Origin of the sequence: Limimaricola hongkongensis DSM 17492, from assembly GCF_000600975.2 — a bacterium.
In the GTDB taxonomy this organism is placed as follows: domain Bacteria; phylum Pseudomonadota; class Alphaproteobacteria; order Rhodobacterales; family Rhodobacteraceae; genus Limimaricola; species Limimaricola hongkongensis.
On record NZ_KK088653.1, the window covers coordinates 48,322 to 57,500 of the forward strand.

Genomic DNA, 9,179 nt, shown 5'->3' on the forward strand with positions numbered 1-9,179 from the left:
GGCCGGATCACTCGGCGGCCCGGGTGGCCTCGGCCGGGGGTCGGGCGGGCGTGAAACGCGCCTCCCAGAACGGGCGGGACGCCATCTCGGCATAGCCCGCGCGATGGGCGTCGCGCAGCGCCGGATAGGCGCGCCGCCAGCGATGCGCCAGCCCCAGCGCGCGCCGCATGATCCGCGCGAAACGCGCCTTGTCGTGGCGCACCTCGTAGCCGCGCCGCCCGGTGCCGTCGTAGAACCGCGCCGCGCGCCGGCCCCAGACCGGCCAGATCAGCCCGCGCTCGCGCGCCGGGACCGCGGTTTCACCGCCCAGCCGGGAGAAGAAGGGGAGCAGGTGGCCGTTCAGGGTGAACTTCATCAGCTGCGTCCTGATCCGGCCGGGGCGGGCCGGCGCGCCCGGACCCAGGGGCGCCATCTCGCGCCAGGCCTCGTCGCGCGCCAGCGCCGAGATCTGCGGGCGGCGCACCGACATGTCGGCGTTCTCGGCAAAGAAGCCGGGGCCGCGCATCACGTCCTCCCAGGCCTCGAGCTGCGCCTCGGCGCTGTCGTAATGCATGCGCACGACCGAGCGCAGGATGAAGCGCATCGCCACCTTGATCGTGCCCATGGCGCCGATCTCGAGACCGGGATGCACGAGATGCTGGTGCAGGTGGTTGCGCAGGTCGAGATAGAGCGTGAGCGGGCTTTCCTTGGCCGAGAAATCCTCCTGGAACGACACCACGCCGCTCAGCGTCACGGTGTCGAATTCATGCGCGAGCGAAAACGAGATGTCGTCGCCGCGCACGAAGAAGGGAAACGGGAAGGCCCGTGTTTCGGCCACCGGAAAGGCGAAGAACCACCAGCCGGCATAGAAACCCTTCGGCTTGGGCCGGGCGGCTGCGAGCTCCATCTCGGCCACGGCATGGGGGTGGCGCAGGTCGGTGCCGACGAATTGCGGGCGGCAGACCTGGTGGAAGACCGAACCGTTTTCCCACATCCGCCACTTGCAGGCCTCGGACACCATGGCGCCGGACACGGCGGCGCGGTCGGACCGGGCGAGCCGCAAGAAGGCGATGGTCCGGGTCAGGTTCTCCATCTGGAACGAGGCGTCGTCATCCATGAACAGGCAGTGCGAAAAGCCGCCATCCTGCGCCAGCGCCAGGCCGCGGGCAAAACCGCCCGCACCGCCCAGGTTGGGGTTCTCGATCCGGGTGACGCGCGGATGATCGGGGATCACCGCCGTGCCGCCATTGTCGATCACGTGCAGCTGCACCCGCGCGCCCAAATCATCGCCCGCGCGGTCGAGAAAGGCGGCCATGCGCGCGGCGGTGGCCGCGACCTCGGCCTCGCGCCGGAAGGTGGTGATGGCGACGCCGAGCGAGACGTCGCGCGCGGGCGCCGTGTCGGTGGCGACATAGGCGCCGCCGGTCAGCACCGCGTTTTCCTGCGCCACCAGCCGCAGCTTCAACAGACCGTCCATCTCGGGCAGCCCGTGCTCTGGCGTGCCGCCCAAGGGCTGCGTCAGGTCGATCCGGCCACCATCCGGATCGAGCGTCACCAGCCGTTCGACCAGGATCTCGATATCGCCGATTTGGCGTTCACGCGTGACCTGCAGCGCCACCCGGCCTTCGCCGACAAGCCGCAGCGCCAGGCCGCCCAGATGGCAGGCGCGGGTCCAGACCCCGAGATTGAACAGCGTCATGTAGCCGTCGAACCAGGCGGTGCCGCCTTCGAGGAAATGCAGCGCCCCGGCGTCGAGATCGAGCGCCACGCCGCTGTCGCGGTGCAGGTAGATGTCGCTTTCGCCGCAGATCGCCGGATCCGGCAGGGTCAGGGTCTGCAGCAGGATATCGGCCGGGCGGGGCTGATCGGCGAAAGAGGGCATTCTGGGATCCGGCTGTCGTGACGAAGGAGACGTTGCGGTCGTGTATGCGGAGCGGCGGCCCGTGGCGCAAGCGGGCTCAGTTCTCCAGCACCCGCTTGTGGTGGCGGCGCAGCAAGACGAGAGCGAGCAGGATCAGCGTGGCGCCGAGCCCGTAGCCATAGGTGAGCGAGACATAGGAGGCCTCGTAGGTCGGGTAGAAACCGCGCCGCATCACGCCGACGGCGTGCAGGATCGGGTTCCACCAGAGAATGTCCTGCGCGAATTGCGGCATGTCTTCGTAAAGAAAGATGACGCCCGAGGCGAGGAACAGCGGCGCGGTGAGGATGCCCCAGATGTTGCTCCAGATCGGGACCAGCCCGTTGAGCAGGCAGTTCATCATGCCGACGCCCAGACCGATGCAGGCGCTGAGCGCGACGGCGTTGAGGATCGGGCCGATATCGAGAGAGGCGCGGGTGTCGACCAGCGCGAGAATCCCGGCAAAGACGATGCAGCCCACCGTCACCTTGGTCAGCACCGCGAGGATCAGCCGCGCGAGGATCGTGTCGATCCAGGTCACGCGCGGATAGGCCAGAAGCGCCTTGGAAAAGCGCAGCGCATTCGAGACCTTGCCCTGGATCTCGCCATAGCCGCTGAACGGCAGGTAGCCGGTGGCGTAGAACAGGATGAAGCTGGTGCCGAGCGAGGGCGATCGCAGCACCGCCGAGAAGGCGAGCGACATGATCGCCAGCACCCCGATCGGCTGCAGGATCGCCCAGACATAGCCGCCCGGCGAGCGGCCATAGGTGGTGCCCATCTCGCGCAGGACCAGCGCGAGGATGGCGCGGAGCGCCTGGAAGCGCGGCGGCTCGAACCGGGGAAGCGTGCTCATTTGCGGTCTCCTGAGGAGCGTCGGCCTATTTCCGTTCGGCCGCCGCCGCCGCCGCTGCTTCCTCGGCCCGCACCAGCGCCATGGCGCGCACGAAATCGGCGACGTAGTCCTGCATCACCGCGTAGCCCTCGGCGGGCAGGCGCATTTCCGCCAGCGGCGCATCACGCGCCGGAAGCGGGTCGAGAAACAGCGTCTCGCGGCCGAAATGGCGCGCGGCCACCGCGGCGTTGCCGGCGGCGTAGAGGTCGAGCACGCGCGCGCGCGTGTCGGCATCCATCAGCAGGTTGCTCTGGCGGCCATGCTTCTGGGTGCGGGTTTCGTCGACCTGGGCGCAGGCGCGCTCGAAGAACTTGCGCTGCACGGGCGGCACCTCGTCAAGCGGCAGCACCCGCATGAATTCCGACATCGCGGGCGACATCGAGGTGTTGGTGTGCGGCGCGGGCGCCAGCGTGTCGCGCGCGGTCAGGCCGATCCTGTCGCAGAAGGCCGCGACCGGGCCGTCGGGCATCTGCGCCTTGTCGAAGGCGTAGACCAGCACGTTGTCGCGGCCGAACAGCTCTTCGACATGGCGCAGATAGGCGTCGTAATGGATCCAGGCGAAGTCTTCGCGCCGCTCGAGGAACTCGGCGAAGGTCAGATGCGCGAGGCTCGGGTTCCACTGCCATTTGACGTTCTGCAGGTACCAGCTTTCGAGCCAGAGATCCTGGCGGCGCAGCGCGAAGACGATCTTCACGTCGAAATGCGCGCGAAACTGCGCCAGCACCGACAGGTCGGGGCGCATGCAGATGTCCTCGTCGCTGAGGATCACCGAATGCAGATCATGCGCCTTGCCGTCGGCCCGCGCGGTGATGTCGGCGGCGACGTCGGCGACCTGCGCCTCGCCCGAGAAGATCCGGTTCATCAGCGCGACGTGGCGGCCGGCGTTGAAGGGATGGAAATAGCCCAGGCGTTGCAGGTTGACGAAGTTCGCCTGCAGGAATTTCTGGACCGAGGTCGTCGCCGTGCGATGGGCCCCGATATGGATGTAGAGTGTTCTCATGGATGCCGACTGCCGCTGAAAGCCTTTGAACCCTCCTTGCATGACGGGGCCGCGGGGTCCAGCGGACGGGCGCCCCGGCGTCCTTTCAGGCGGAAGCCGGGGCACGGGATCAGACGATGACGAAGCTGTCGGCCGAAAGCTCGTTCCCCGCGAGACCGGTGAGCCGCAGCCGGTTGCCGTCGTCGAAGTTGAACATCAGGTCGCCCTCGTCGGTGTCGCGGCCCCGCGCCGCGGCGCTTTCGGCGGTCAGGCCCGGCATGAGACCGGCCTGAAGCTCGATCAGGTCCTCGCCGATGACGAAATCGCCGATCGTCTCGGTGCCGTAGCCCCGCCGCAGCACGAAGCTGTCCGCGCCCGCGCCGCCGAACAGCGCATCGGGGGCGTCCCCGCCATCGAGCCGGTCGTTGCCGGCGCCGCCATACAGCGTGTCGAGACCGTGGCCGCCGATCAGCGTGTCGTTGCCGGCGCCGCCGATCAGCAGGTCGCCGGCCTCGCCGCCATCGAGATGATCATGACCGCCATCGCCCCTGAGCGTGTCCTGGTTGTCGCCGCCCCACAGGCTGTCGCGCCCGCCGCCGCCGACCAGCGTGTCGCCGCCCGCATCGCCCCAGATCCGGTCGTTGCCGCCCTGGCCGTCGAGCAGATCGACATGATCGCCGCCGCGCAGCTTGTCGCGCCCGGCGCCGCCCATGATCCGGTCCTGGCCCGCATCGCCCCACAGCCGGTCATGGCCGCCCTGGCCCCGAAGCAGGTCGTCGTGATCGCCGCCATGCAGCTGGTCGCGCCCGGCGCCGCCCATGACCCGGTCGCGGCCCGCATCGCCCCAGAGCCGGTCGTTGCCGCCCTGGCCCCGAAGCAGGTCGTCATGGTCGCCGCCGCGCAGCTGGTCGCGGCCGCCGCCGCCGATGATCCGGTCCTGGCCCGCATCGCCCCACAGCCTGTCGTTGCCGCCCAGCCCCTTGAGCAGGTCGTCGCGGCCGCCGCCCCACAGGCTGTTGGCGGCGCCGTTGCCGGTGATCCTGTCATTGCCGTCGCCGGAGACGAATTCCTCGATCAGCGTGTCCTCGGAGAGCAGCATGTTGTTGCGCTGGTCGCCCAGCACGCTGGAGACGGCGCCGGGGGCCAGGTCGACGATCTGGTCCATCCCGGCATGGCTGAAATTGATCCGGTCGCGGCCGCCATGATCCTCGATGTAGAGGGTGATGGGTTGCAGGTCATAGGCGTCGGACGTGGTGTGATCGGCCATGCCGCGGAACATGTCGCCGAGATAGATCTCGAGCTTGGAGCCGATGCCCCAGACGGTGTCGCCATCGGCGAAATGCGTCTCGGGCGCGCCCCAGATGTCGCGGATCGCGATCAGGTCGGCCTGCATCGGCGTCACGTTGCCGCCGCGGCTGGCGTCGATGTTGGGATTCTCGTCCTGCCCCAGATAGGACATCACCGACAGCTGCCAGCTGTCGTTCTTGAAGATCGCGTCGCCGTAATCGGCGTGGCCGTTATAGGGGCCGGCATGGCCGAGCCCGAGCACGTGGCCGATCTCGTGCATGTAGGTGCGGAAGGTATAGCTGTCGACGCCGGCGCCGTGCTTGGCGATCCAGCCGTCATCGACGTTGATCGTGGCCTTGGTGATGGTGCCGTCGGCATTGGCGTAGGTCTTGGCATAGGCGCCGCTGCCATTGTCCTGAAAGCTCAGCGCCGCGCCGCCGGAGACTTCCGCGAAATGGACATCCGCCACGCATTCCCACGCATCCATCGCCCAGCGGGCAAGCTGCCGCCCCTCGGCGTCGAGACCGCCGAGATCGACGGTGATCGGGCCCGCCGCCTTGGGATCGAAGAAGGTGTAGGGGATCCTGGTGCTCTCGTTGTAGCCGCCGGTCAGGTAATCGGCGATCTCGTGGGGGGTCGCGTGACGGGGCAAGGCGTTCTCCATGGCGGCGGCTGACGGCGGATCGATCGGCCACGCCGGTCATTCGGCCGCGGCACCCATAGCCCTTGTCCTACAATCCCGAGGCGAACAGGCTAATCTTTCATGAGGGAAGGGGCGTTTCCGCTCCGCCCTGTGGCGCGACATACGCAGGTCGCACGGCGCAGGCATGGCGCGAAGATGGCGTGGATATGACCGGCGCTCCGGCCAGAAGCGCCCGGGCCGGAGGGCGGCGATGGACCGGCCGGGGTCTCAGCCCTCCGCCGCGCGGTCGAGCACCAGCCCGAAGGGCCCGCTTCTGGCGGCGATCCGCAGCAGCCGCCAGTCGCCCGAGCCGGTGTCGTAGGTCAGCTCCACCGACAGCCGCGACACGCCCAGCGGTTCGAGATATCCCGGCCCGGCGGTGACGCGGTAGCCGGCGCGGCAGGTGATCCGCGTGCCCTCGCGCCGGGCCTGTTCGAGCGTCAGAAGCCCGACCCGCCGCCCGTCATAGATCCGCAGCCCGTCGGGGCAGGCGCCGGTTTCCAGCAGCCGCCCGAAGGCGTCCACCGGGTCGAGCACGGGGCCGCTGACGGCGTCGGCGTCGGTGAGCGCGGTGCGCTCGGCCTCGGGCGACAGCGTCACCGCGCGCAGCTCTCCGCGCTCGGTCCGCATCGAGACGTCGCGCGATTTGCGGGTGGAGCGGGTGCGGCCCGAATGGCGCGCCACCGGGCCCGTGGTCACGGTGCGGCCCGCATAGCTGCCGTCGAACACCCCGAACGGCGTGCTGTCGAGCAGCAGCGTCAGGTCGCGCGTGCTGCCCTGTGCCGCGTGGGTGATCCGCCCCAGCCGGTCGCCGCCGAGCGCGATCTCGAACCGGGTGTCGGCCTGCGCGGCGAGCGCGGCCTGGGACAGGCACAGGCCAAGGCCCAGGCACGAAAACAGGCGCGGCAGGCAGAACGGCATCGGGGGGCTTTCGCGAGGCAGGCGGCCGGTCAGATCAGCCGGTCCTGGCGGTTGCGGCAGAAGCCGAGAAAGGCGGCGGCGCTGTCGCGCGGCGCCTCGGTGATCCAGTCGCGCCATTCGCGTTCGACCACCGCGATGTCGGCGCCGGGCAGGATGCCGCGCGCTTCGTCGCGCACCGCCTCCGACAGCGGCGGCAGGGCCGGGCTTTCCATTTCGGGCGTCACCGTGCCGCGGTTGCGAAACACCACCATGTCGCTCTCGTCGTCATAGGCGACGTGGTAATCGGGCAAATGATCGCTCTGCGCCATTTCCTTCATCGTGTGGCGGAAGCGCTTGAGCTCGGAGCGCGCGCCGGTGCGCATCAACAGCTTCTCCAGCCCGATCTGCCAGCGCGGCTGCGCGCCGCACAGCTTGCGCGCGATCTCGTAGACGCGGCGTTCGATCGGCTTGCGCAGGCGGAAATAATCGCGGTGCAGCGTCAGCACGGATTTGCGGCGGATCGAGTTGAAGACCCATTCGGAGAGCTGGATCTCGGCATGCATGATCCGGCCGGTTTCCTCGTCGCCCTTGCGCACCACGGTGGCGCGTTCGACGAGGTGGAACCAGCCGCGCGCCTCTTCCTCGCTCAACGGCATGTCGCCGCCATTGGCGCGGGTGGTGATGTTGGTCTTGATGACGGTGCCCATCAGCCGGTCGAGCGCCTCGCAGAAGGCGTCGTAATCCTTGCCGCCGGTGCCGCGGTTGACGAAGATCAGCAGGTCGCGCGGGTTGAAGCGCAGCACCCGGTCGACCCGGTCGCCGCGGTTGAGCTTGTTCATGATCTGGCTGACGGCGTAGATCAGGATGTCCTTGTCGTAGATCGTCGCCTGCCCCTTGGCCGAGGGGATGATCTCGACCCAGTTCGGCCCGTGCTCGTAGCGGCGGATCGACATGTCGGGCTTTTTCGACAGCGCGTAGAACGGATGCTCCATCGACGGCACGAGATCCTTGAGCACGGCTTCCGCTACGTCGCAGATGCTGTAGTCGATCTGCGGATGGCGCTCGGGCAGCAGATGGTCGATGGCGGACCCGAAATCCTGCGCGTGCTCTGGCATCCCGGTCTCCTTGGGCAAGACGGCTTCGGCCGGGCCGAGACATCTGGTTCGACGGCCCATGATTCGTGGAATCAGGAACTTCGACGGGAAACAGCCCCGTAATCTTCGGGGTATCGGGGACGTCGGGGGATTTCAACCCGGAATTTGCGCGTTGTCTTCGGGGAAACGGGAACAGTCGATCTTTGGAAAAAGGCGGCTCCGCTGGGGGCGTCGATTCGATTCGGGGTATCCGGAACGTCGGCTCACAGATGTCGGGACAAGTCAAACAGTTCGGGGTATCGCGAACGAATTTCCGCCATGCGGTTCTCTTGGCCCGGCGCGAGAGGGCCGCCAGCGGGCGATGTCCGGTCGGCGCCGGGAGGCCCATCTATAGTGTTATATAGTGTTATATAGTGTTACGGGTCCGAAAATGGCCTGTAAGCCTATGTTTTAAATAGTGAATTTCGAACGCCCGGTTCCTAATGTCCGCGAAATGGTTCCTAATGTCCGCGAAATGGTTCCTAATGTCCGCAAACGAAGGGCGGGTTATCCACGGCTTATCCACATAGTTATCCACAGGGTTTCGGAGCGGTTCCCGATGTCCGCGAAACCGGCCCGGTTCCCGATGTCCGCGAAATTCGGTTCCTGATGTCCGCAAACCCCGGTTCCTAATGTCCGCGAACGCGGTTCCCGATGTCCGCAAAGGTCCGGTTCCCGATGTCCGCGAACGCCGCTTCAGCCGGTGGCCGGGCGCTTGGGGCGCCGCAGCATCGACCCGGTATAGATCACCAGCGCCAGCCAGATCATCGGGAAGGCGACGCGCCGTGCCGGATCGAACGCTTCGCCAAAGACCAGCACGGCGGTGAGAAAGATCATGGTCGGCGCGATGTATTGCAGGATGCCGATGGTCGAGAGCCGCAGCAGCTTGGCGCCGTTGGCGTAGATCATCAGCGGCACCGCCGTCACCGCGCCGCAGCCCAGGAGCAGCCCGACATCGCCCGCCGCCCCGTCCCCGAACAGCGCGTCGCCGCTCAGCACCGTCCAGCCCAGATAGGCGATCGCCGGTGGCGTCAGGATCAGCACTTCCAGCAGGAAGCCCTGGTTGGGACCGATCGGCAGCGATTTCTTGCAGAACGCATAGGCGCCCCAGCTGAAGGTCAGCCCCAGCGCCACCACCGGGATGCGCCCCGAGGCCAGCGTCAGGATCAGCACCGCCGCGCCGGCGAGCGCGACCGCCAGCAGCTGCAACCGGCTGAGCCGTTCGCCCAGGAGCACCGCGCCGAGAAAGATCGAGAAGAGCGGGTTGATGTAATACCCGAGTGCGGCGTCGAGCGCCTGTCCCGCGGCGATCGCCCAGACATAGATGCCCCAGTTCACCGAGATCAGCGCCGCGGTGATCACCGCCATGCCGAGCATGCGCGGCGTGCGCAGCGCGTGGCGCAGATCCGCCAGCCGCCGCGTCCACAGCA

The 9,179-nt window shown here is 67.9% G+C and carries 7 protein-coding genes (1 of these 7 running past the window's edge); all 7 read right to left on the reverse strand.

What is annotated here, in order from left to right:
- Positions 1–7: 7 nt before the first annotated feature.
- Positions 8–1,861, reverse strand: coding sequence for a glycosyltransferase family protein (locus LOKHON_RS10745; protein ID WP_017929940.1), 1,854 nt, complete (start codon positions 1,859–1,861; stop codon positions 8–10).
- A gap of 76 nt (positions 1,862–1,937) precedes the next feature.
- Positions 1,938–2,729 (reverse strand): ABC transporter permease, encoded by a 792-nt coding sequence (locus LOKHON_RS10750; protein WP_017929941.1) that lies wholly within the window; start codon positions 2,727–2,729, stop codon positions 1,938–1,940.
- A gap of 25 nt (positions 2,730–2,754) precedes the next feature.
- The gene (locus LOKHON_RS10755; protein WP_017929942.1) at positions 2,755–3,768 is read right to left on the reverse strand and encodes a hypothetical protein; all 1,014 of its coding nucleotides are present in this window, start codon (positions 3,766–3,768) and stop codon (positions 2,755–2,757) included.
- Between the two features lie 109 nt (positions 3,769–3,877).
- Entirely contained in the window at positions 3,878–5,698 is a 1,821-nt protein-coding gene (locus LOKHON_RS10760; protein ID WP_017929943.1) for a M10 family metallopeptidase, read from the reverse strand.
- Positions 5,699–5,944: 246 nt separating this feature from the next.
- Positions 5,945–6,637, reverse strand: a complete 693-nt coding sequence (locus LOKHON_RS10765) for a hypothetical protein (RefSeq protein WP_017929944.1) — start codon at positions 6,635–6,637, stop codon at positions 5,945–5,947.
- Between the two features lie 29 nt (positions 6,638–6,666).
- The gene (locus LOKHON_RS10770) at positions 6,667–7,731 is read right to left on the reverse strand and encodes a replication initiator protein A (RefSeq protein ID WP_017929945.1); all 1,065 of its coding nucleotides are present in this window, start codon (positions 7,729–7,731) and stop codon (positions 6,667–6,669) included.
- 714 nt (positions 7,732–8,445) lie between these two features.
- Positions 8,446–9,179, reverse strand: partial view of an EamA family transporter RarD gene (rarD, locus tag LOKHON_RS10775; protein WP_017929946.1) — the 3' portion only. 163 nt of this gene lie beyond the right edge of the window; the window shows 734 of its 897 coding nt (coding positions 164–897); its start codon lies off the right edge, out of view; the stop codon is at positions 8,446–8,448.